Below are 21677 nucleotides of genomic sequence, written 5' to 3' on the forward strand. Positions count from 1 at the left end.
CAAGGTTGACGCCTCGCGCCTGGCGGCTCAGTCTCCCCAAGGCTTTTCTCCCAGACTCAAACAAGGAGGTCACCGATGCCCTTTGCAACGATCGATGGACAACCGCTTCACTACCTGGACCAAGGCCAGGGCCCGGTGGTGCTGCTGGGCAGCAGCTACCTGTGGGACCACAGCATGTGGGCGCCGCAGATCGAAGTGTTGTCTCGGCATTACCGGGTCATCGCCCTGGACTTGTGGGGCCACGGCCAGTCCGGACCGCTGCCCGAGGGCATGACCTCTCTGGACGACCTGGCCCGCCAGGCGTTGACGTTGATGGATCACCTGGGTATCGACTGCTTCAACCTGGTCGGGCTCTCGGTGGGCGGAATGTGGGGCGCACGGCTGGCGCTGGCGGCGCCTGAGCGGGTGCGGTCGCTGGTATTGATGGACACCTACGTCGGCGTCGAGCCGGAGCCGACCCGGCTTTATTACTTTTCGCTGTTCGACAAGATCGAAGCCAGCGGCAGTATTCCCGAGCCGTTGCTGGACATCATCGTGCCGATCTTCTTCCGGCCAGGCATCGACCCGCAGTCGCCGCTCTACCAGCAGTTCCGTGCCGCGTTGGCCGCGCTACCGACCGAGCGCCTGCGCGACAGCATCGTGCCGCTGGGGCGGATCATTTTCGGCCGGGACGACATCCTGCCGCGCCTGCATGCATTGGATGCCAAGCGCACGACGGTGATGTTTGGCGACCAGGACAAACCGCGTCCACCGTCCGAGTCCCTGGAAATGGCCGAGCTGATCGGGTGTTCCCATGTGTCGATACCGGAAGCGGGGCACATCTCCAACCGGGAGAATCCGGAATTCGTGAGCGAGGCGTTGCTGGAGTTCCTGGCGCGCAAGCACTGACTGTTGGCTAACCGTGGCGAGGGAGCTTGCTCCCGCTGGGCTGCGCAGCAGCCCCAAAAAAACCAATGCGGTGAATCTGACGAACCACAGCAGGAGATCCAAGGGCTGCTTCGCACCCCAGCGGGAGCAAGCTCCCTCGCCACGAGAGCAGTTTTGGACTTTGGATTACTTCGGCCCGAGAATTTTCACCAGCTTGTCCGGCGACGGCGCGCCTTGCTGCTGTTGCAGGTCGCCTTTTTCATCCAGGTAGAAAATCGCCGGGGTCGCGGAGAGTTCCAGTTCGTCCATCAATTGCTGGTTGGCGTCCAGTTTTGCCTGGATGGCGGGCGGGATGTCCTTGAGCGGTTTGAGCGGGCTGCCCTTGCCGGCCTTTTCATGCTCGGCCAGGGTTTTCTCCGGGTCCTTGGCCGCCAGCAGTGCAGCGGATTTGCCCGGGCTGTCTTCGCGGATGATGCCCACCATGATGTGGCGCAACTGCACTTTGCCGGCCTTGACCCAGGGCCGGGCCTGTTCCCAGAACATGTTGCAGTACGGGCAGTTCGGGTCGCTGAACAGGTACACCGTGCGTGGTGCGTCCTTGTTGCCGTCGGCGATCCAGTGGCTCGCTTCCATCTTCGCCCAGATGGCCTTGGCCATCGGTGCATAAACCAGTTTTTGCAGCGGCTCGGCGCTCAGGTCCTTGCCGTCGGCGTCGTACAGGTTGCCCAGCAGGACGTGCTGCCCATCCGGGGTCAGGTACAGGGCCATGCCACGGTTCTGGTATTGCGCTGCGTAACCGCGCAGCCCGTCCGGCGCCTCGAAGGTGCCGATGATTTTTGCGCCCTTGGCTTCGATCTTCTTGATGGCCGCAGGCAATTCTTCGGCCTGGAGCAGCGGTGCCTGCGACAGTGCGGCGGCGACGGCCAGGGTCAGCAGGTGGCGGAGGCGGGGCATGGCGGTTTCCTTGTGGCGGAGTGGGGCGTCGTGGACGAGTCCGGCGTTTCGAAGTGTTCCAGGGCGCGGGCCAGGCTCGCTTTCGACAGTTCGCCCAAGTGGCTGCCCAGCAGGCGACCGTCGGCGCTGTAGAACAGCGTAGTCGGCAAGGCCATGGAACCCACGGCCTCGCCGAGGCGGCCGCTGCCATCGAACAATACGTTGGTCAGGCTCAGGCCCTGGGTGGCCAGGTAGGTGCTGACGCTTTGCATGCTTTCCGCCTGATTGACGAACAGGAAGGTCAGGTCCGGGCGCTGTTGCTGGGCTTCTTCCAGCACCGGCATTTCACGTCGGCAAGGCGGGCACCAGGTCGCCCATAGATTGATCACCAGAGGGCCGCCCTGGTAATCGGTGAGTTTCACGGTCGCGCCGTCGGCGGTGCGCAGGTCAATGTCCGGCAACCGGGTGCCTTGTTCATAGATCGTCAGCGACATTGTCGCCACCAGCCAGAACAGCAAGCCACTGCCGACGCCGAAGCCCAGCGGTCGGCGCAGGGCCGGGCGTTGTCGGACCCACAGCAAGGCGCCGATCAGCAGCGCGACAATGCCCGGCCAGGCCAGGAAACCGCCGTCGCGCAGGTCGACGATCTGCCACGGATCGTCCCGGTAGTGTTGCCAATAGGCAACGACGAAGCCGACCCGCGCGGCCAAAAGGCCTAGCAGGAACAGTACGAACAGCACCGACTCGGGGTTGTCGCCGCCACGTTTGGCCACCCGCCAGCCGACGAAGGTCGCCAGGGCCAGGGCGCTGATCAGCAGCAAATGGTTAAGGGCGATGGCAAAGGTGCCCAGGGTGAACGTCAGCATCAGCGTGCGTCCCGGGTGAGGTTCCAGCGCGCCAGAAACGTCTTGGCGTCGACTTCCCCGGTGATCCGCTGGCTGCGGCGCTCTTCACCGTCGGCGCCGATCCACAGCAGGCTCGGCGGCCCCGGCACCTGGTAACGGCTCAGCAGCTCGCGGCTGGCGGGGCTGTCGGCGGTGACGTCGAGGCGCAGCAGGCGCACGCCGTTCAGCGCGTCCAACACCTCGGCGCGGCCGAATACCTGTTTCTCCATGATCTTGCAGGACACGCACCAGTCGGCGTAGTAGTCCAGCAGCACCCATTGGCCCTGGGCCTTGGCGGCGTCCAGTTCCCGTTGCAGGGCGGCGGGCTCGCTGACCGTGACGAACGCGTCGTGGGTGCTGACGGTCGCGCTGCCCTCGCTGCCGGTGTACACCTTCAGGGGTTGAAAGAAATCATCGCCACCGCCCGCTGCGCCAATCACCAGCAGGCTGCCCCACAGGCCGAACAGCAGCGAAGCACTGCCGCAGAGGTAGGCCATGCGGCCGAAGCCTTCAGTCTGGCGCCAGGCGCTGTAGGCGGCGATCAACAACAGCGCGCCCCACAGGCCGATCCACAGCGAGCCGTCGATGATCGGGCGAATCATCAGCAGCGCCGTACCGAGGAACAGGAAGCCGAACACACCTTTGAGCAGGTTCATCCAGGCGCCGGGCTTGGGCAGGAAGCGGTTGCCCACGGTCACCAGGAGCAGCAAGGGCAGGCCCATGCCGATGCCCATCGTGAACAGGATCAGCCCGCCGTGCAGCGCATTGCCGCTCTGGGCGATATACAGCAGCGCGCCGGCCAGCGGCGCGGTCATGCACGGGCCCACCAGCAGGCCGGACAACGCCCCGAGAACACCGGCGCCCACCAGGCTGCCACCGCGCCGCTGGCGTCCAGCGTTTTCCAGTCGGTCGCGCAGGGCCGCCGGCAATTGCAATTCGAAGAAACCGAACATCGGCAGCGCCAGCAATACGAAGATGGCTGCGAAGCTGCCCAGCAGCCACGGCTGTTGCAGCAGCGCCTGGAGATTGGCCCCCAACAGCGCGGCGAGCACGCCCATGGCGGCGTACACCAGGGCCATGCTGATCACGTAGCTGCCGGCCAGCGCCAGGCCACGTCTCGGCCCGGCGCCGCTGCCGACCACCAGCCCGGCAAGGATCGGCAGCATCGGCAGCGAACACGGTGTGAACGCCAGCAGCAGGCCGAGGCCGAAGAACACCAGCAGGCTCCAGCCCAAAGCCCGTTGTTGCAGGCCGCTGGCCAGGGCCTGGTCCGGCGCCTCGCCGGTGGCCGCCATCGGTGTGCTGCCACCCAGGTCGACCACTTGGGTCTGGGGTGGATAACACAGGCCGGCGTCGGCACAACCCTGGAAGCCCACCTTGATCTTGCCCGTGGCCCCGGCGGGTATCTTCAGTTCCAGCCCCTGGCGATAGACTTGCTGGTCGCCGAAAAACTCGTCGCTGTGGGCCTCGCCCTCCGGCAGTTGCGGTTTCTGCGCCTCGGTCAGGCCATCGAACTTGAGCCGCTGTTTATACAGGTAGTACCCATCGGCGATCTGCCAGAACAATTGCGTCTCACCGGAATCCAGGCGTTCGGAGGTCAACACGAACGCTTTTTCCACCGGCAGGAAATCGGGTTTGGTTTCGAAGGGATTGGCGGCCTGGGCCAGGCCCGAGATCAGGAACAGCCACAGCAAAAACAATCGACGCATGGATAAAGCCTTAGAACGAAGCAAGTGGACACACAATGGCGGCTGGCGATTAACCGTCGATTAACCCGGCGACGACCGGCAGGCCGCAATGATCGCCCATGTTGGCCGCAGTCGTCGCATAATGTCGGCTTAATCGGCCGGCGGCCTAATGTACCTTTTTCCACGGGGCTTACCATGCGCGTACTGGTCTGCGAAGACGATGAGTTGATTGCCAGCGGGATCGTTGCCGGCCTCACGGCGCAGGGCCTGACGGTCGAGCACGTGGCCACCGCATCGGCGGCGCGGGCGATGGTCGGTGTGGCGGAGTTCGATGTCATGGTGCTGGACCTCGGGTTGCCCGATGAGGACGGTCTCAAGCTGCTCAGGCAATTGCGCCAGCAGGGACTGGAAACGCCGGTGCTGATCCTCACCGCCCGCGACTCGGTGACCGACCGGGTCGACGGCTTGCAGGCCGGGGCTGACGACTATCTGCTCAAGCCCTTCGACCTGCGCGAGCTTGCGGCGCGCCTGCACACATTGCTGCGGCGCGTGGCGGGGCGCAGCGTCAACCTGATCGAGCACGGTCGCCTGACCTACGACCCCAGCAGCCGCGAAACCACCCTCGGCGGCCAGCCGGTGGATCTGTCCCGGCGCGAGCAATCGCTGTTGCAGGCGCTCTTGCACAGTCGCGGCCGGGTGCTGTCCAGCGAGCAACTCAAGGACAGTGTCTACGGGTTCAACGACGAACTGGAAAGCAACGCCCTCAACGTCCATATCCATCACCTGCGGCGCAAGTTGGGTAACGGCATTGTCGAGACCGTGCGTGGCCTGGGTTATCGCCTGGGGCCGGCCGACGGTGGAGAATCCTCCAAGTGATGAGCCTGCGACTGCGCCTGAGCCTGACCCTCGGCGCGGCCTTTGCCCTGATCTGGGCCCTGGCTGCGGCGTGGATGCTCAGCGACCTGCGCAACCAGATGATGTTCTCCCTCGACCAGCGCCTGGTGGCCTCGGCGCGGATGGTCGCCGGGTTGCTGGAACAGCTGCCGCCCTTGCCGACCAAGGGCGACGGCACGCATTTCAGCGCCGAGCAACTGAGCATTCCCGGGGGCATGGCCTGTCAGGTCAGTTCCTTGCGCGGCGAGATCCTGGCCCGCAGCCATGGCACCCCGGAACAGGTCCTGGAAGCCGAGAAAATGGGCTTCCACGACCAGATGATCGACGGCGCGCCCTGGCGCAGCTTCACCCTGGCCCGGGGCGATTTGCGCATCACCACCGCCGACCGCCAGATCGAACGGGAAGCCTTGAACATGTCGGTGCTGCTGGCCGCCTCGGTGCCGGTGGGCGTGGCGCTGCTCGGTTGCCTGTGCCTGTTGTGGCTGGGCATCGGCCAGGGTTTGGCACCGCTCAATCGCATGCGCGATGCGCTGATGCGGCGCAATGCCGATTCCCTGGAGCCTTTGCAGATCCATCCGCTGCCCAGCGAGTTGCGACCGTTGCTGGAGACCCAGAACCAGCTGTTCCAGCGCATCGGCAAGACCATCGAGCGCGAACGGCGGCTGACCGGCGATGCCGCCCACGAACTGCGCAGCCCGCTGACCGCCATCAAGACGCACCTGCAAGTGGCCCGCATGACCGAGGGCGCCGCCCGCGACCAATCCCTGGCCCGGGCCGAGGAGGGCGCCGACCGCTTGCACCGCACCCTCGAACAATTGCTGCTGCTGGCTCGGGTCGAAGGCAGCCTGTCGTTCGACGATGGCGTGCACTGCAACGCCGAGCAGGTCGCGCGGTTGGCGATCCAGGATTCGGCCAGCAATGAGTCCCGGCGCATCAAGCTGCACTTGGCCCCAGGGCTGTCCGACGCGCCGGTGCAGATGCCAGCGGTGCTCTCCATCGCCGCCTTGCGCAATCTGCTGGATAACGCCCTGCGCCATACCCCGGACGATACCGACGTGGAACTGAGCCTGGAAATGATCGGCCAGCGCGTGCGCTTCCAGGTCCGCGACCATGGCCCCGGCATCGCCGCCGACGACATCCAGCACCTGACCCAACGCTTCTGGCGCAACGGCCAGAGCACCGGCTGCGGGCTGGGGCTGGCGATCGTCCAGGCGATTGTCCAGCGTTGCGGCTGCAGCCTGCATTTCGATAGCCGCCCGGATGGGTTGCGGGTCGAATTGACGATGCCGGTGCAAGCTTGTTAACCCCCTGTAGGAGCTGTCGAGCGAAGCGAGGCTGCGATCTTTACCCAGACAGTTGAGTCTCGAGCGAAAGATCAAGAGATCGCAGCCTCGCTCCGCTCGACAGCTCCTACGGAGGTCTACCGCGGACTTGTGTACATCTGCTGTAACGACCTGCCATTGGCGCCCCGGCCTTATCCGGGTCTATGTTTTTTTCAGCACGACTCAAGGACTGAGGAAAACCGCGCCATGGATACCTTCATTGAAATCTGTACGGCCACGCCCAGCGATGCCGGCATCATCAGCCGGATCGCCGAGCGCTCCATCCGGGTCGGGTGTGCCGCCGAGCACCGCAACGACCCAAGCATCGTGGCCGCCTGGGTGCGCAATAACACCCTCGCACATATCCGCCCCTGGCTGTCCGACCCACGGTTGCGCCTGACCCTGGCACGTTTGCAGGGGCGGCCGGCGGGTGTCGCCATGGCCTCGGCCAGTGGCCGGATCGCCTTCTGCTACGTGCAACCGGAATCCTTCCGTCGAGGTGTCGGTCAGGCGCTGGTGCGGGACATCGAGGCCTGGCTGCGCGGGCGCGGGGTAGCCCGGGTGCGTCTCAACAGTACGCGCACCAGCCAAGCGTTCTATCGACACCTGGGCTTCGAGCAAAGCGCCGAGACCTTCGCCCTTGGCGGGGTCAAGGCCATCGCGATGCACAAGCCACTGATCGCGCCGACGGCGAAAGTGCTGCCTGAGAGTAAATCCCCCCGTGGCTGATGCGTTTCCACATCAGGAAACCTGCATGTGCGCCCCGACCGGATGCGCACCTGCCCGGTGTGCCGTTTGGGTCACTACCTATTGCGGGGTCGAGAGATGTCAGTCGCCAACAGCCTTATCGAAGCACAGCCGGCGCGGGTCAGCCCCGTGCCGGCCGAGACGCTCTACCAGTTCAATGAATCGCCGCTGCTGGCTCGCCAGAATCGGCAGGAATCCAATGCCCGCAGCTATCCACGGCGGATACCCCTGGCCCTCAAGCGCGCCAAGGGCTTGTACGTCGAGGACGTCGAGGGTCGCACCTTCATCGACTGCCTGGCCGGCGCCGGCACGCTGGCGCTGGGGCACAACCACCCGGTGGTGATCGAAGCGATCCAGCAGGTGCTGGCCGATGAGCTGCCGTTGCATACCTTGGACCTGACCACGCCGGTCAAGGACCGGTTCGTCCAGGACCTGTTCGGCCTGTTGCCGGCGGCATTGGCCGCCGAGGCCAGGATCCAGTTCTGCGGACCCACCGGGACCGACGCGGTGGAAGCCGCCCTCAAGCTGGTGCGCACCGCCACCGGACGCAGCACCGTGCTGTCGTTCCAAGGCGGCTACCACGGCATGAGCCAGGGGGCATTGAGCCTGATGGGCAGCCTGGGGCCGAAGAAACCCTTGGGCGCCTTGCTCAGCAGCGGCGTGCAGTTCATGCCGTACCCCTACGATTACCGCTGCCCGTTCGGGCTGGGCGGTGCCGAGGGCGTCAAGGCCAACCTGCATTACCTGGAAAACCTGCTGAACGATCCGGAGGCCGGCGTGCAATTGCCGGCGGCGGTCATCGTCGAAGTGGTGCAGGGCGAGGGCGGGGTCATTCCCGCCGACCTGGACTGGCTGCGCGGCTTGCGGCGCATCACCGAGCAGGCGGGGGTGGCGCTGATCGTCGACGAAATCCAGAGCGGCTTCGGCCGTACCGGCAAGATGTTTGCCTTCGAGCATGCCGGGATCATTCCCGACGTGGTTGTGCTGTCCAAGGCGATTGGCGGCAGCCTGCCGTTGGCAGTGGTGGTTTATCGTGACTGGCTCGACACCTGGCTGCCGGGCGCTCACGCCGGGACCTTCCGTGGCAATCAGATGGCCATGGCCGCCGGTTCCGCGGTGATGCGCTACCTGCAAGACCACGACCTGCCGGCCCATGCCGCCGCCATGGGCGAGCGCTTGAGCGAGCACCTGCACATCCTCCAGCGGGACTTCCCGCAACTGGGCGATATCCGCGGTCGCGGACTGATGCTCGGCGTTGAGCTGGTGGACCCTGCGGGTAAGCCAGATGCCCAGGGCCATCCGCCCGTGCATGCACAGCTGGCGCCACGCCTGCAGCGCGAATGCCTCAAGCGCGGGCTGATCCTGGAGCTGGGTGGCCGGCAGGGTGGCGTGGTGCGGTTCCTGCCACCGCTGATCATCACCCGGGCGGAAATCGACCGGGTCGCCGAGATTTTCGGGCGAGCCCTGCATGCGGCGGTCGCCGAAGCCTAATTTTCACCGGACCCCGTACGTTCCTTTCATATCCTGGCTGCGCATGTGACGCAGCGAACCTCGAGCAAAGATGGAGAGATACCCATGACTTCAGTATTCGACCGCGAGGACATTGTCTTTCAGGTCGTGGTCAACCACGAAGAACAGTATTCGATCTGGCCAGACTACAAGGCCGTCCCCGAAGGCTGGCGCACCGTTGGCAAGAGCGGGTTCAAGAAGGAGTGCCTGGCTTACATCGAAGAAGTCTGGACCGACATGCGCCCGCTGAGCCTGCGCAAGAAGATGGAAGAGCAGGCGGCATTAGCCCAGTAGGTCAGGGACTTTGTGGGAGCGAGCCTGCTCGCGATGCAGGCAACTCGGTTTGTCAGTCAGGCCTAGGTGATGCTTTCGCGAGCAGGCTCGCTCCCACAGGTGGCTTCTGCTCTTGTCAGAAAATCAATCAACGCCCGTGCTGCCGCCGGCAATTGCCGATGGGGCGGATAGATGACTGAAAACGGTCGGCTACGCCCACCAAAGTCCTCCAGCAAACCCACCAGTTCCCCGCGCTCGATTCGCTCCCGGACAATGAAGTCATAGGTCTGGCAGATCCCCATCCCGGCCTGGGCCAGGGACACGATGCCCAATACATCGTCGGACACATGCACATTGCCCGTTGGCAGCCATTCCCGATCCTCATGATTTTCGCGAAACAGCCAGGGCGCGATGCGTCCGCTGCTCGGCATCACGAAGGGCAGGCAGGCGTGGGCCGCCAGTTCATCGACGTGCCGGGGCGTTCCGGCGCGTTCCAAGTAGTGTGGCGCGGCCACCAGGCAGAGGCGGGCATCTTCGAGCTTGCGGCCGACCAGACCGCTGTCCGGCAATGGCCCGAGGCGGATCGCCAGGTCATACCCCTCGGCCACCAGGTCGACATTGCGGTTGGTGATGCTCAGCTCGACCCGCACCTGCGGGCACGCCTGGGCGAAACGCGACAGCAGCGACGGCAAGCGGTAATGACCGTAGGTGGTCGGTACGCTCAGGCGCACGCGACCGGTCAAGACACCGTCCTGGCCCTGGATTCGCCGTTCGGCATCGTCAATCAGGGCGAAGGCCGAGCGCGATTGTTCCAGGTACAACGTGCCGGCATCGGTCAGGTTCAGCCGCCGGGTCGTGCGTCGCAACAGTTGCACGCCGAGCCGGGCTTCGAGGCGGGAGATGGCGCGGCTCAGGACCGAAGGCGTGGTCCCCAGCGCCACGGCGCCGGCGCTGAGGGTGCCTTTTTCCACGACCGTGACGAAGGCTTCCACGTCGGCCAGATGATCGAATCGACGGGGCATTGTTGCCTCCAGAGGCCAAGTGATGTTCCGGGTGGCCAGTTTATCGCCGGTAAGCGCATCAATACAGTGAGCGCATCTTTTACCGAAGCGTCCTGGAGTCATCATGAAAAAGCTCACTGCCTTGGCAACCGCTGTCGTTCTGGCGGGCATCAGCGTCGCGGCCCATGCCGATAACGTGCTGGTGGTCCTGTCGGACTCCGATCATCTGGACCTGAAAAATGGGCAGGTCTTTTCCACCGGGTTTTACCTCAACGAATTGCTGCAACCGGTGAAGCAGTTGCTGGATGCCGGTCACCACGTGTCGTTCGCAACGCCCGAGGGCAAGGCGCCGACGCTGGACCGTTCCTCGCTGGACAAGATGTATTTCAACAATGATTCGGCGGAGCTGGAGCGCTATCGGGCGTTGCTGGCGCAGTTGAAGATCACGTCGGCCAAGGACTCACCGGTGATCAGCCTGGCCCGTGCCGAGCAGATCGGCCTGGACCGGTTCGACGCCCTGTACATCCCTGGCGGGCATGCGCCGATGCAGGATTTACTGACGAGTGCGCCGCTGGGGCGGGTGCTGACGCACTTCCATGACAAGGGCAAGACCACCGCGCTGGTCTGCCACGGGCCGATCGCGTTGCTGTCGACCTTGCCCGATGCCCAGGGCTTCGTTGGCCAATTGGCCGCCAAGGGCCAGGCCTCGGCCAAGGCCGACTGGATCTATGCCGGGTACAAGATGACGGTGATCAGCAATCAGGAAGAAGAACTGGCCAAGGGGCTGCTGGGCGGCGGGAGCATGAAATTCTATCCACAAACCGCGTTGGAACAGGCGGGTGGGCAATACAGCAGCAACGCCGCGCCCTGGACGTCCCATGTGGTGACGGACCGGGAATTGATCACCGGCCAGAACCCGGCGTCGGCGCTGGAGGTGGGGCAGGTGTTGGTCGGGCGTCTGGCGCAGTAGCCAGCAACACTACAAATCCCCTGTGGGAGCGAGCCTGCTCGCGATAGCGGAGTGTCAGCCAACATTAACTTTACTGACCCACCGCGATCGCGAGCAGGCTCGCTCCCACAGGTTTTATGGTGTACCTGCGGGTTATTTGAAGCGCCGCTCCACCCCTTTCTCCACCAGGATCTTCGCCGAAATCTCTTCCACGGAAAAATGCGTGGAGTTGATATGGGGAATGTTCTCCCGCCGGAACAGATTTTCCACCTCGCGCACTTCGAACTCGCACTGGGCGTAGCTTGAGTAACGACTGTTGGGCTTGCGCTCGTTGCGGATCGCGGTGAGGCGGTCCGGGTCGATGGTCAGGCCGAACAGCTTGTGCTGGTGGGCGCGCAGGGCGCTGGGCAGTTGCAGGCGCTCCATGTCGTCTTCGGTCAGTGGATAGTTGGCCGCGCGGATGCCGAATTGCATCGCCATGTACAGGCACGTCGGCGTCTTACCACAACGCGACACGCCCACTAGGATCAGGTCGGCCTTGTCGTAATAATGCGTGCGGGCGCCGTCATCGTTGTCCAGCGCGAAGTTGACCGCCTCGATCCTTTCCATGTAGTTGGAGTTGTGCCCAATGGAGTGGGACTTGCCGACCGAGTAGGAAGAATGCTCGCTCAGTTCCTGTTCCAGGGGCGCCAGGAAGGTGGAAAAAATGTCGATCATGAAACCATTGGACGTTGCGAGAATCTCACGGATGTCCTGATTGACGATGGTATCGAAGATAATCGGGCGGAAACCGTCGGTTTCGGCGGCTTTATTGATTTGCTGTACCATGGCCCGCGCCTTGTCGACGCTGTCGATGTACGGACGTATGAATTTGGCGAAGGTAATGTTTTCGAACTGTGCCAACAGGCTTTGGCCTAGCGTTTCGGCCGTGATGCCGGTGCCGTCGGAGATAAAGAAAGCAGATCGTTTCATTTGCGCCTTGGGCCTTAAGCTAGTGAGCTAGTGACGATTCTTGGATATGATAGGCGCGATTTGCCGGCCGCCATTGGCCCGCATTCTCACTTATTTTCCAGGTCCAGGCCATATCGCTGGCAAGCGCTCCCCTGGAGCCGCCGGTGCCTTGAGCTTTTCCAACACAGTTAGTGGAGAGATCACCTTGGTAGAGTACGTAGTTTCCCTCGATAAGCTCGGCGTCCATGATGTGGAGCATGTGGGGGGCAAGAACGCATCCCTGGGCGAGATGATCAGCAACCTCGCCGGTGCCGGCGTATCGGTGCCAGGTGGCTTCGCCACGACCGCCCAGGCTTATCGTGATTTCCTGGAACTGAGCGGCCTGAACAAGCAGATCCACGATGCGCTCGATGCCCTGGACGTCGATGACGTCAACGCCCTGGCCAAGACCGGTGCCCAGATCCGCCAATGGATCATGGAAGCCGAGTTCCCCGAGAAACTGAACGCCGAGATCCGTACCGCTTTCGCCAAGCTGTCCGAAGGCAATCCCGACATCGCCGTCGCCGTGCGTTCCTCGGCCACCGCCGAAGACCTGCCGGATGCCTCCTTCGCCGGCCAGCAGGAAACCTTCCTGAACATCCGTGGCGTGGAAAACGTCATCCGTGCCGCCAAGGAAGTCTTCGCCTCCCTCTTCAACGACCGTGCCATTTCCTACCGCGTGCACCAGGGCTTCGACCACAAATTGGTCGCCCTGTCCGCTGGTGTGCAGCGCATGGTCCGCTCCGAAACCGGCACCGCCGGCGTGATGTTCACCCTCGACACCGAGTCGGGCTTCCGTGACGTGGTGTTCATCACCGGCGCCTACGGCCTGGGTGAAACCGTCGTGCAAGGCGCGGTGAACCCGGATGAATTCTACGTGCACAAGGGCACCCTGCAAGCCGGTCGTCCGGCCATCCTGCGCCGTAACCTCGGCAGCAAGGCCATCAAGATGATCTACGGCGACGAAGCCAAGGCCGGTCGCTCGGTGAAGACCGTCGACGTGGACAAGGCCGAGCGCGCGCGTTTCTGCCTGACCGATGCTGAAGTCAGCGAGCTGGCCAAGCAGGCGATGATCATCGAGCAGCACTACAAGTGCCCGATGGACATCGAGTGGGCCAAGGACGGTGACGACGGCAAGCTGTACATCGTGCAGGCCCGTCCGGAAACCGTGAAGAGCCGCACCCAGGCCAACGTCATGGAGCGCTACCTGCTCAAGGAAACCGGCACCGTGCTGGTGGAAGGCCGGGCCATCGGCCAGCGCATCGGCGCGGGCAAGGTGCGGATCATCAAGGACGTCTCGGAGATGGACAAGGTCCAGGCCGGCGACGTGCTGGTCTCCGACATGACCGACCCGGATTGGGAACCGGTGATGAAGCGCGCCAGCGCCATCGTGACCAACCGCGGCGGGCGCACCTGCCACGCGGCGATCATCGCCCGTGAACTGGGGATCCCGGCAGTGGTGGGTTGCGGCAACGCCACCCAACTGCTCAAGGACGGCCAGGGCGTGACCGTTTCCTGCGCCGAAGGCGACACCGGCTACATCTTCGAAGGCGAACTGGGCTTCGACATCAAGAAAAACTCCGTGGACGCCATGCCGGAGCTGCCGTTCAAGATCATGATGAACGTCGGCAACCCGGATCGCGCCTTCGACTTCGCGCAATTGCCGAACGCCGGCGTGGGCCTGGCCCGCCTGGAGTTCATCATCAACCGCATGATTGGCGTGCACCCCAAGGCGCTGCTGAACTACGACGGCTTGCCCCAGGACATCAAGGACAGCGTCGACAAGCGCATTGCCGGCTACGATGATCCGGTCGGTTTCTACGTCGAGAAGCTGGTGGAAGGCATCAGCACCCTGGCGGCGGCCTTCTGGCCGAAAAAAGTCATCGTGCGCCTGTCGGACTTCAAGTCCAACGAATACGCCAACCTGATCGGCGGCAAGCTCTACGAGCCGGAAGAAGAAAACCCGATGCTGGGCTTCCGGGGTGCGTCGCGCTACATCAGCGAGTCGTTCCGCGACTGCTTCGAACTCGAATGCCGTGCGCTCAAGCGCGTGCGCAACGAGATGGGCCTGACCAACGTCGAAATCATGGTGCCGTTCGTGCGGACCCTGGGCGAAGCGAGCCAGGTCGTCGACCTGCTGGCGGAAAACGGCCTGGCCCGTGGCGAAAACGGCCTGCGCGTGATCATGATGTGCGAGCTGCCGTCCAACGCCATCCTGGCTGAGGAATTCCTCGAATTCTTCGACGGGTTCTCCATCGGTTCCAACGACCTGACCCAGCTGACCCTGGGCCTGGACCGCGATTCCGGGATCATCGCCCACCTGTTCGACGAGCGGAACCCGGCGGTCAAGAAGCTGCTGGCCAATGCCATCGCCGCCTGCAACAAGGCCGGCAAGTACATCGGCATCTGCGGCCAGGGCCCTTCGGACCACCCGGACCTGGCCAAGTGGCTGATGGAACAGGGCATCGAAAGCGTTTCGTTGAACCCGGACTCCGTGCTGGAAACCTGGTTCTTCCTGGCCGAGGGTCAGGCGGCGGTCTGATCGAGTGAAGGGGCCTCACCGGTAATGTCAGCCGGGTAACCTTATGTGGGAGCGAGCTTGCTCGCGATAGCGGAGTGTCAGTCAAGATTGTTTTGCTGACCCACCGCTATCGCGAGCAAGCTCGCTCCCACAGTCGTCTTTTTTTGTGCAAGAAGATTATGCAAAGCAGCAGCAACCTCTTTCCTGTCGCCCTGATCAGCGCCGAACGGCGCGGTGATCTGAGCGAAGACGTCTATCGCTTGAAACCCGGCAACAGCCCGGACGCCAGCGTCGAACTGGCCATCACCCGGTTGGGCATGGCCGACGCCGGCGAAACCCGTGGCGTTCCGGTGATCCTGTTGCATGGCAGTTTTTCCAACCGGCGCTTCTGGTATTCACCCAAGGGCCTGGGCCTGGGGGCGTACCTGACGCGCCTGGGCTTCGATGTCTGGATCCCCGAAATGCGTGGCCATGGCTTATCCCAGCGCAACCAGGGTTATCGCCACAATCGGGTGGCCGACTACGCCCGTTACGACTTGCCGGCCATTGGCGCCTTCGTGCGTGAGCAGAGCGGACAGGTGCCCCACTGGATCGGTCACTCCCTGGGGGGCATCACCCTGGCGGCAGCCTTGGGCGGCCATTACCTGGGCGAGCCCGCAGTGGCGTCGGCGGCGTTCTTTGGCACCCAGGTCAGTCGCACCTACTGGCCACTGAAGATTCCGCCGGTGGAATGGAGCGGCCGCTTCATCCTCAAGCGCTTTGCCCAATTGTCCGGCTCAAGGCTCAAGCGCGGCCCCGAGGACGAGCCCATCGGCCTGGCCCTGGAAAGCATGCGTTGGTACGGCCTGTTCGGGCGTTTCGGCGATGCCGAGAAGAACTGGTGGGCCGGCTTGGCCGATGTGCAGTTGCCGATACTGGCGGTGAGTGCCGCGGGCGATCACCAGGACCCGACCTGGGCCTGCCGCAAACTCTTCGATCAGATCGGTTCCGTGCACAAGCAGTTTGTCTGCCTGGGCCGGGGACAGGGTTTCACCGATGATTTCGGTCATGTCGAGATGCTGGTCAGCAAAGCCGCTCACCTTGAAGTCTGGCCGTTGGTGGCCCGTTGGCTCGAGGATCAGCAGGCACCCTTGCTGGGTGAACCGCCCCAGTTGGCCGAGGCGGTTTGAGGCGAAGGCTCTGACAAGGGCATTTCGCTCTGGTCTGCTTGCGGCTAAGATATGACGCGTCTAGCGGTTCCAGTCACAAACGGTTGCTCATTCAGTCTGACGTTCCAGCCTTTCAGGAGTTGTTCGATGAACCATTACCTCACGCCCGACCTGTGCGACGCCTACCCGGATCTGGTGCAGGTGTTGGAGCCGATGTTCAGCAATTTCGGTGGCCGCGATTCCTTCGGCGGCGAAATCGTGACCGTCAAGTGCTTCGAGGACAACTCGCGAGTCAAGGAACAGGTTGAACTCAAGGGCAACGGCAAGGTGTTGGTGGTCGACGGCGGCGGCTCTCTGCGTCGGGCATTGCTGGGTGACATGCTGGCGGAAAAAGCCGCGAAGAACGGCTGGGAAGGACTGGTGATCTATGGTTGCATTCGCGACGTCGACGTCATTGCCCAGACCGACCTCGGGGTCCAGGCCCTGGCCAGCCATCCGATGAAAACCGACCGCCGTGGTGTCGGCGAGCTCAATATAGCGGTGACCTTTGCCGGCGTGACGTTCCGCCCGGGCGAGTATGTCTATGCCGACAACAACGGCGTGATCGTTTCGCCAAGCCCACTGAAGATGCCTGAATAAAGCACCACGGCCATAAGGGATGAGGATGTTCGAGGAAGAAAACGCGCAATGGGGGCTGGTGCATGCCCTGGTGCTGGACGGTAAAGGCGGCGCGCGTTCCATAGCCCGGACCGAACTCGACGATTTGCAGTTGCAGGCCCACGAAAGCCTGTGGCTGCACTGGGATCGCAGTCATCCGCAAACCCACACCTGGCTGCGCAAATCCAGTGGCCTGAGCGAATTCAACTGCGACCTGCTGCTCGAAGAGAACACCCGGCCGCGGTTGTTGCCGTTGCCCAATGCCGAGCTGCTGCTGTTCCTGCGGGGGATCAACCTCAACCCGGGCGCCGAGCCTGAAGACATGGTGTCGGTGCGGATCTTCGCGTCCGCCCAGCGGGTGATCTCCCTGCGCCTGCGGCCGTTGCGCGCCACCGATGAGCTGTTGGCGCAACTGGCCGAGGGCAAGGGGCCTGAGAACGCCTCTGAACTCATCCTTTATATGGCCCAATACCTCACCGACAAGGTGCAGGACCTGGTCACTTGCCTCTCGGAAATCGTCGATGGCGAGGAAGAAAAACTCGATGCCGACGAACGGTATGCTCCCGAGCACGACGCCATTTTGCACATCCGCCGCCGGGCGGCCGGACTCAAGCGCTTCCTGGCGCCGCAACGGGATATCTTCGGCCAGATGTCGCGGATCAAACTGCCGTGGTTCCTGGAGGATGACGGCGACTACTGGAACGAATTGAACAACAGCCTGACCCGTTACCTCGAGGAGCTGGAATTGACCCGAGAGCGCGTGGGGCTTGTACTGGAGGCCGAAGACCGGCGCCTTTCGGTGCGCATGAACCGCACCATGTACCGCTTCGGCATCATCACCGGGATTTTCCTGCCGATGAGTTTTCTCACCGGCCTTTTGGGGATCAACGTCGGTGGCATTCCGTTTTCCGAAAGCCCCTACGGTTTCATGGTCGCCTGCCTGCTGATGATCTGCGTCGCGACGGGGCAGTGGTGGTTGTTCCGCCGCTTGCGCTGGGTGTGATGGGGTTTCATGTGACCCGACGAAATTTGATCGCGTCTTCCACAGACATCACGAGAGGTGCGTATGCACGATCCGTTTGAACAGTCTTTGCGCGACATGCTCAAGGCTTCGCCGTCCAGTCGGGACGACGACGCATGCCTGGGACGTGTACTGAAAACCGCCAACCGCCAGGTCGGCGCAGGCGATCTGTTCAGCTTGCTGGGCCGCTGGTTGCCCGCGCTGATGATCGCCTTGAATAACGGATCGGCCCATGTCTCGCCGGTTTCCCGCCGTAAACCTGTAACTCGCACCGCTGATAAGGCTGATTGAATATGGAACTTGATCTCTGGACCCAGAGCCTCGTCACGGCAATGACTGCGTTGTGGACCAAGGTGGCTAACTTCATCCCGAACCTCTTCGGCGCACTGGTGGTGCTGTTGCTGGGTTTTGTCGTGGCCAAGCTGCTGGACACGCTGCTGTCCAAGCTGCTCGCCAAGCTGGGCCTCGATCGCCTGATGGGCGGCACCGGCCTGACCAAGCTGCTGTCCCGTGGCGGCATCCAGGTGCCGATCTCGACCCTGGTCGGCAAGATCGTCTACTGGTTCGTATTGCTGATTTTCCTGGTTTCCGCAGCGGAATCCCTTGGCCTTGAGCGAGTTTCGGCTACGCTCGATATGCTCGCGTTGTATTTGCCGAAGGTTTTTGGTGCTGCGCTGGTGTTGCTGGTCGGCGTCCTGCTGGCGCAACTGGCCAATGGGCTGGTGCGCGGTGCGGCCGAAGGCGTCGGGCTGGACTACGCCGCTGGCGTGGGGCGTATCGCCCAGGGCCTGGTGATTATCATCAGTATTTCGGTGGCGATCAGCCAGTTGGAGGTCAAGACTGACCTGCTCAACCACGTGATCGTGATCGTGTTGATTACCGTTGGTCTGGCGGTTGCGCTGGCCATGGGGTTGGGAAGCCGGGAAATCGCCGGCCAGATTCTTGCGGGAATCTATGTGCGTGAATTGTATGAGGTTGGGCAACAAGTGCGTGTTGGCGAGGTCGAAGGCCAGATCGAAGAGATCGGCACGGTGAAGACCACACTGCTGACCGAGGAGGGCGAGTTGGTGTCGCTTTCCAATCGGATCCTGCTGGAACAGCATGTGAGTAGCCGCTAACCCGGCAAACCCTGCTAATGTATGCCGCCGCAAAATGCCTGTTACCCCAGGCTGCGGCGCACATTGACCTAGACTGTCGGCCCGACTTGTTTTGAACAAACCCCAATCGCTATCCACGCGCTACGACCCCCGTGATCTCTCCGATGAGGAGTTGGTCGCGCGCGCGCATACGGAGCTGTTTCACGTAACACGCGCCTATGAAGAGTTGATGCGTCGTTACCAGAGAACTTTATTTAACGTTTGTGCGCGTTATCTCGGGAACGATCGTGATGCTGACGATGTCTGTCAGGAGGTGATGTTGAAGGTGCTGTATGGCCTGAAGAACTTCGAGGGGAAATCGAAGTTCAAGACATGGCTTTATAGCATCACGTACAACGAATGCATCACGCAGTATCGCAAGGAACGGCGAAAGCGTCGCTTGATGGACGCGTTGAGCCTGGACCCTCTCGAGGAAGCGTCGGAAGATAAGGCGCCCAAGCCCGAGGAAAAGGGTGGACTCGATCGCTGGCTGGTCTATGTAAACCCGATTGACCGGGAAATTCTGGTGCTACGATTTGTCGCAGAGCTGGAATTCCAGGAGATCGCAGACATAATGCATATGGGTTTGAGCGCGACAAAAATGCGTTACAAGCGCGCTCTTGACAAATTGCGTGAGAAATTTGCAGGCATTGCTGAAACTTAGTTCGGCGCAAATATCTCTTACGTGTAGGCAAGTTCTGATAGACTTGCCGCCGAGTTGTCCCCCGGTTTGCGGGACTGCTTCACAATCACCAGATGGGGATTTAACGGATGAAACTGAAAAACACCTTGGGCTTTGCCATTGGTTCTTTGATTGCTGCCACTTCGTTCGGCGCTCTGGCACAAGGCCAAGGCGCAGTTGAAATCGAAGGCTTCGCCAAGAAAGAACAATTCGACAGCGCTCGTAACTTCAAGAACAACGGCAACCTGTTCGGCGGTTCGGTTGGTTACTTCCTGACCGACGACGTTGAACTGCGTCTGGCCTACGACGAAGTGCACAACGCACGTACCGACGACGGCACCAACGTCAAGGGCGCCAACACCGCTCTGGACGCTCTGTACCACTTCAACAACCCAGGCGACATGCTGCGTCCTTACGTTTCGGCCGGTTTCTCCGACCAGAGCATCGACCAGAATGGCAGCAACGGTCGTAACCGTTCTACCTTCGCCAACGTTGGTGGCGGCGCCAAGCTGTATTTCACCGAGAACTTCTACGCCCGTGCCGGCGTTGAAGCTCAATACAACATCGACCAGGGCGACACCGAGTGGGCGCCAAGCGTCGGTATCGGTGTGAACTTCGGTGGCGGCTCCAAGCCTGCTGCTGCTCCAGTTCCAGCCCCGGCTGAAGTCTGCTCCGACAGCGACAACGATGGCGTGTGCGACAACGTCGACAAGTGCCCTGACACCCCAGCCAACGTCACTGTTGACGCTGATGGCTGCCCAGCTGTTGCTGAAGTCGTTCGTGTTGAGCTGGACGTCAAGTTCGACTTCGACAAGTCGGTCGTCAAGCCTAACAGCTACGGCGATATCAAGAACCTGGCTGACTTCATGAAGCAGTACCCATCCACCAGCACCACTGTTGAAGGTCACACTGACTCCGTCGGTCCTGACGCTTACAACCAGAAACTGTCTGAGCGTCGTGCAAACGCCGTTAAGCAAGTTCTGACCAACCAGTACGGTGTTGAATCGTCCCGCGTTCAGTCTGTTGGCTACGGCGAAACCCGCCCAGTTGCTGACAACGCCACTGACGCTGGTCGTGCAGTTAACCGTCGCGTAGAAGCGCAGGTTGAAGCCCAAGCTAAGTAATTAGCCCACAGCTTTGGAAAAGCCCGGCCTAGGCCGGGCTTTTCTTTGCCTGGGATTTATGAAAAAACAGGGAGGCTGGGGGGAAACACAAGACCTGTGGGAGCGAGCTTGCTCGCGATGACGGTCTTACGGCATGACCGGGTACATATCCATTGCTGCGGTAACGGCTACTTAGGGTTCCGCCCTGACGGCGGGTCACTTTTGAGAAGCGCAAAAGTAAGCAAAACGCTCATGCCCCACCACTCGGTGCCTCGCCTAGGCTCGGCATGCCCGAACGAAGGCATTGCTCCGTGGGCCCGCCGCGAAGGGCCATCCATGGCCCAGCGCGGCTATCCCGGCATCCATGCCGGGATGCCCACTGCGCAATGCCTGCGTTCGGCCAGCGTGGTTAACGGGGCGCCCCAGATCAAAATCAAGAGCGAGGCGGCCTAACAGCCGACCTGGCTTTGGGTGATCGCGTTCGTTCTGTGGGAGCGAGCCTGCTCGCGATTGCGGTGTGTCAGTCACCCTTCAGGTTGCTGATACATTGCCATCGCGAGCAAGCTCGCTCCCACAGGTTTGGAGGTGTCTGTCAGAGGGCGCAAGCCTGCGCGAAGGTCGGTGGAGAGGCGGCCAGTTCGGCTGCACCCGCTACCGCGCCAATCACCAGGATTGCCGGGCTCTTGAGCTGAAAGGCGCTGGCATCGGCCTCCATCGAGGCCAGGTCGCTGCGGCAGTCACGCTGGTGGGGCAGGGAGGCGTTTTCGATCATGGCCACGGGCGTGTTCGCCGCCAGGCCACCGGCCAGCAGTTGCTCGCGGATCTCGCTCAGTTTCGCCACGCCCATGTACACCACCAGGGTCGTCCCGGTCTGCGCCAGGGCCTGCCAGTTCAGGCTGCTGCCATCCTGCGTGTGGGCTGTGACCAGGGTCACGCCCCGGGCAATCCCGCGCAGGGTCAGTGGAATATCGCATTGGGTCGCCCCCGCGAGGCCGGCAGTGATGCCATTGACCAATTCCACCTCCACGCCATGCTCGCGTAACCACTGCGCCTCTTCACCGCCGCGACCGAAGATGCACGGGTCGCCACCCTTGAGGCGCACCACGCATTTGCCCTGGCGGGCATAACGCAGCATCAGGCGATGAATAAAGGCCTGGGGCGTGGAACGGCAACCACCGCGCTTGCCCACGGCAATGATGCGTGCGCCTGGGCAGTGTTCCAGCACCGCGTCGTTGACCAGATCGTCGATCAACACCACGTCGGCCTCGCCCAAGGCGCGCACGGCTTTGAGGGTCAGCAATTCAGGGTCACCGGGACCTGCACCCACCAGCCAGACTTTTGCGTTCATAGTG

The 21677-nt window shown here is 62.5% G+C and carries 22 protein-coding genes; 16 read left to right on the forward strand and 6 right to left on the reverse strand.

Annotation, left to right across the window (positions count from 1 at the left end; translation table 11 throughout):
- Positions 1-75: 75 nt before the first annotated feature.
- On the forward strand, positions 76-888 hold the full coding sequence (locus tag AD659_RS09645) for an alpha/beta fold hydrolase (RefSeq protein WP_053120575.1): 813 nt from the start codon (positions 76-78) through the stop codon (positions 886-888).
- A 165-nt stretch (positions 889-1053) separates the two neighbouring features.
- On the opposite strand, the gene dsbG is transcribed toward AD659_RS09645, so the two are convergent.
- From dsbG to dsbD, 3 genes are read right to left on the reverse strand one after another with little or no spacing between them, the layout of a single operon-like run.
- A complete protein-coding gene (gene dsbG / locus AD659_RS09650; protein ID WP_053120577.1) occupies positions 1054-1821 on the reverse strand; it encodes a thiol:disulfide interchange protein DsbG in 768 nt (255 codons plus the stop codon).
- Positions 1797-2666 (reverse strand): TlpA disulfide reductase family protein, encoded by an 870-nt coding sequence (locus AD659_RS09655; protein ID WP_053120579.1) that lies wholly within the window; start codon positions 2664-2666, stop codon positions 1797-1799. The genes dsbG and AD659_RS09655 overlap by 25 nt, the downstream gene beginning before the upstream one ends.
- Positions 2666-4393: a protein-disulfide reductase DsbD gene (gene dsbD, locus AD659_RS09660; protein ID WP_053120581.1), complete on the reverse strand. Its 1728-nt coding sequence runs from the start codon at positions 4391-4393 to the stop codon at positions 2666-2668. The genes AD659_RS09655 and dsbD overlap by 1 nt, the downstream gene beginning before the upstream one ends.
- A 174-nt stretch (positions 4394-4567) precedes the next feature.
- Between dsbD and AD659_RS09665 the strand changes: the two genes are divergently transcribed.
- The 5 genes from AD659_RS09665 to AD659_RS09685 all read left to right on the forward strand — a co-directional run bounded on the left by AD659_RS09665 (position 4568) and on the right by AD659_RS09685 (position 9138).
- Complete coding sequence (locus tag AD659_RS09665) at positions 4568-5248, forward strand: response regulator (protein WP_053120583.1); 681 nt, start codon at positions 4568-4570, stop codon at positions 5246-5248.
- On the forward strand, positions 5245-6570 hold the full coding sequence (locus tag AD659_RS09670; protein ID WP_053120584.1) for an ATP-binding protein: 1326 nt from the start codon (positions 5245-5247) through the stop codon (positions 6568-6570). Before AD659_RS09665 ends, AD659_RS09670 begins: the two co-directional genes overlap by 4 nt.
- 225 nt (positions 6571-6795) lie before the next feature.
- Positions 6796-7317, forward strand: a complete 522-nt coding sequence (locus AD659_RS09675) for a GNAT family N-acetyltransferase (RefSeq protein WP_053120586.1) — start codon at positions 6796-6798, stop codon at positions 7315-7317.
- 96 nt (positions 7318-7413) lie between these two features.
- The gene (locus AD659_RS09680; protein ID WP_053120588.1) at positions 7414-8826 is read left to right on the forward strand and encodes an aspartate aminotransferase family protein; all 1413 of its coding nucleotides are present in this window, start codon (positions 7414-7416) and stop codon (positions 8824-8826) included.
- An 84-nt stretch (positions 8827-8910) separates the two neighbouring features.
- Positions 8911-9138 carry an MbtH family protein gene (locus tag AD659_RS09685; RefSeq protein ID WP_053120590.1) on the forward strand — a complete coding sequence of 76 codons (228 nt, stop codon included), beginning with the start codon at positions 8911-8913 and terminating at the stop codon, positions 9136-9138.
- 62 nt (positions 9139-9200) lie between these two features.
- Here the strand turns inward: AD659_RS09685 and AD659_RS09690 are convergent, their stop codons facing one another.
- Positions 9201-10139, reverse strand: a complete 939-nt coding sequence (locus AD659_RS09690) for a LysR family transcriptional regulator (RefSeq protein ID WP_053120592.1) — start codon at positions 10137-10139, stop codon at positions 9201-9203.
- 103 nt (positions 10140-10242) lie between these two features.
- On the opposite strand from AD659_RS09690, the gene AD659_RS09695 reads away from it, so the two are divergent.
- Complete coding sequence (locus tag AD659_RS09695; RefSeq protein ID WP_053120594.1) at positions 10243-11088, forward strand: type 1 glutamine amidotransferase domain-containing protein; 846 nt, start codon at positions 10243-10245, stop codon at positions 11086-11088.
- Between the two features lie 132 nt (positions 11089-11220).
- Here AD659_RS09695 and ppsR read toward each other — a convergent pair whose 3' ends face one another.
- A complete protein-coding gene (gene ppsR / locus AD659_RS09700) occupies positions 11221-12039 on the reverse strand; it encodes a posphoenolpyruvate synthetase regulatory kinase/phosphorylase PpsR (protein WP_003199510.1) in 819 nt (272 codons plus the stop codon).
- Between the two features lie 184 nt (positions 12040-12223).
- Here ppsR and ppsA point away from each other — a divergent pair, with 184 nt between their 5' ends.
- The 9 genes from ppsA (at position 12224) to AD659_RS29750 (ending at position 20778) form a co-directional block, all read left to right on the forward strand.
- The gene (ppsA, locus tag AD659_RS09705) at positions 12224-14599 is read left to right on the forward strand and encodes a phosphoenolpyruvate synthase (protein ID WP_053120596.1); all 2376 of its coding nucleotides are present in this window, start codon (positions 12224-12226) and stop codon (positions 14597-14599) included.
- Positions 14600-14757: 158 nt separating this feature from the next.
- Positions 14758-15747 carry an alpha/beta fold hydrolase gene (locus AD659_RS09710; RefSeq protein WP_053120598.1) on the forward strand — a complete coding sequence of 330 codons (990 nt, stop codon included), beginning with the start codon at positions 14758-14760 and terminating at the stop codon, positions 15745-15747.
- A gap of 126 nt (positions 15748-15873) precedes the next feature.
- Entirely contained in the window at positions 15874-16365 is a 492-nt protein-coding gene (rraA, locus tag AD659_RS09715; protein WP_053120600.1) for a ribonuclease E activity regulator RraA, read from the forward strand.
- A 25-nt stretch (positions 16366-16390) separates the two neighbouring features.
- Positions 16391-17386, forward strand: coding sequence for a zinc transporter ZntB (locus AD659_RS09720; protein ID WP_053120602.1), 996 nt, complete (start codon positions 16391-16393; stop codon positions 17384-17386).
- A gap of 63 nt (positions 17387-17449) precedes the next feature.
- The gene (locus AD659_RS09725; protein WP_014337331.1) at positions 17450-17695 is read left to right on the forward strand and encodes a hypothetical protein; all 246 of its coding nucleotides are present in this window, start codon (positions 17450-17452) and stop codon (positions 17693-17695) included.
- A 2-nt stretch (positions 17696-17697) separates the two neighbouring features.
- Complete coding sequence (locus AD659_RS09730) at positions 17698-18522, forward strand: mechanosensitive ion channel family protein (RefSeq protein WP_003199523.1); 825 nt, start codon at positions 17698-17700, stop codon at positions 18520-18522.
- Between the two features lie 91 nt (positions 18523-18613).
- Positions 18614-19204, forward strand: a complete 591-nt coding sequence (gene sigX, locus AD659_RS09735; protein ID WP_003183614.1) for an RNA polymerase sigma factor SigX — start codon at positions 18614-18616, stop codon at positions 19202-19204.
- A gap of 107 nt (positions 19205-19311) precedes the next feature.
- The gene (locus AD659_RS09740; protein ID WP_053120603.1) at positions 19312-20346 is read left to right on the forward strand and encodes an OmpA family protein; all 1035 of its coding nucleotides are present in this window, start codon (positions 19312-19314) and stop codon (positions 20344-20346) included.
- Between the two features lie 231 nt (positions 20347-20577).
- Positions 20578-20778, forward strand: coding sequence for a nucleoid-structuring protein H-NS (locus AD659_RS29750; protein WP_156330585.1), 201 nt, complete (start codon positions 20578-20580; stop codon positions 20776-20778).
- A gap of 139 nt (positions 20779-20917) precedes the next feature.
- On the opposite strand, the gene cobA is transcribed toward AD659_RS29750, so the two are convergent.
- Positions 20918-21673: a uroporphyrinogen-III C-methyltransferase gene (cobA, locus tag AD659_RS09750; protein WP_053120608.1), complete on the reverse strand. Its 756-nt coding sequence runs from the start codon at positions 21671-21673 to the stop codon at positions 20918-20920.
- Between the last annotated feature and the right edge of the window lie 4 nt (positions 21674-21677).

It is taken from the genome of Pseudomonas thivervalensis (assembly GCF_001269655.1).
Taxonomy (GTDB): Bacteria; Pseudomonadota; Gammaproteobacteria; order Pseudomonadales; family Pseudomonadaceae; genus Aquipseudomonas; species Aquipseudomonas thivervalensis.